Origin of the sequence: Pyrobaculum sp. (genome assembly GCF_049971835.1) — an archaeon.
In the GTDB taxonomy this organism is placed as follows: Archaea; Thermoproteota; Thermoprotei; order Thermoproteales; family Thermoproteaceae; genus Pyrobaculum.
Genome location: NZ_JBMFKV010000376.1, coordinates 1 through 1,203 on the forward strand (window position 1 = coordinate 1; position 1,203 = coordinate 1,203).

Annotated in this window: 1 protein-coding gene and 1 pseudogene; both read right to left on the reverse strand. The window is 54.4% G+C overall.

Annotation, left to right across the window (positions count from 1 at the left end; translation table 11 throughout):
- Positions 1–407 (reverse strand): annotated as a pseudogene (locus tag ACP5J3_RS14780) (hypothetical protein); the annotation flags it as partial.
- Positions 370–1,203, reverse strand: an 834-nt coding sequence (locus ACP5J3_RS14785) for an AAA family ATPase (RefSeq protein ID WP_428496375.1), incomplete at its 5' end; no start/stop codon positions are given. The gene ACP5J3_RS14785 and the pseudogene ACP5J3_RS14780, both read right to left, overlap by 38 nt.

A 1,203-nucleotide genomic window follows, 5' to 3' on the forward strand; every position in this document is an offset into this window, starting at 1 on the left:
GCTCTGGGCTTTAGGACTGCGAATTTTGTAATGTACCACGCCGCTTCTGTAATGGTATAGGCGAGGGCTGGGAGGAGCTCTGGCTTTGCGAGGGCGGCGGCTGTAAATATCGCCGTGTGGATTACCCAGCTTGTCTCGTTGTCGGCTTTTTTTGCCCAGTGTAGGAGGGGGATGAGGGCTGTGGCCAGCGCCAGCGCTTGTGGCGGAGGCATGAGGGAGATGGCGGCGTAGTGTAGGATGATTGCCGCGGTGTGGGTTTTTCTCAGCGCGGTATTTTCAAGCACAAGTAGTATTACGGCCGCCGCCGTGGCTACCGCGTCTGGCCAAGCGACGGCTATGTAGGCTAGTGGGGCTACGCGCCTGGCCGCTTTATAAATAGGTGGGGGGTTCCACCTCGTTGAGGGCATCTTGTATAATTTGTATGGGCTTCACGTCACTGTACTCCGGCTTTGGAATTATTCTATGGGCTAGGGTGGGGTAGGCGGCTTTTTTGACGTCGTCTGGTATGACGTAGCCTCTGCCGTCGAGCAGGGCGAGGGCTCTTGAGAGGCGGTAGAGAGAGATGGGGGCTCTCGTGGAGAGGGGTATTGAAATTCTCTCGTCGTTTCGAATTTTTTCTACTATTTTTATTATGTAGTCTACTATCTCCTCTGCTACATAGATTTTCCCCGCGTCTAGCGCCACTGGTGTTGTGGATTGGGGCTTGCCGTCTAGCTGGTCGAGATAGTCGGCGAGTTTCACCACTTCTCGTTCTGTATGTGCGTCGACGTAGTCTATGTGGAGGGAGGCGGTAAATCTGTCTAGCAGTGCTAGGGGCAGTGGGGGGGCGGCGCCGGTGGCGACTTCGGTGATGTTTAACGTGGCTATTATCATGTGGGGTGTGGGGAGGCGGTGTGTGACTCCCTCTATTGTTACTGTTTTTTCTTGCATTGGTTCAATTAACGCGGATAGGGTTCTGGGGGGTCCTCTGTTTTTCTCATCTATTAGCACGACGTTGTTGAATATGGGGCCTTTGACGATTCTTACCTGGCCTTGGTTGTAGATTCCGTATCCCAGGATATCCGAGGGCAGTGTTTCGTTTGTCATCTGTACTCTGGCAAAGGTGCCCCCTATGGCTCTTGCTAGGGCTTTTGCGAGTGTGGTTTTGCCGCCGCCTACTGGGCCGTAGAGTAGCAGGTGCCCCCCGGCTATCAAGGTGGCGAC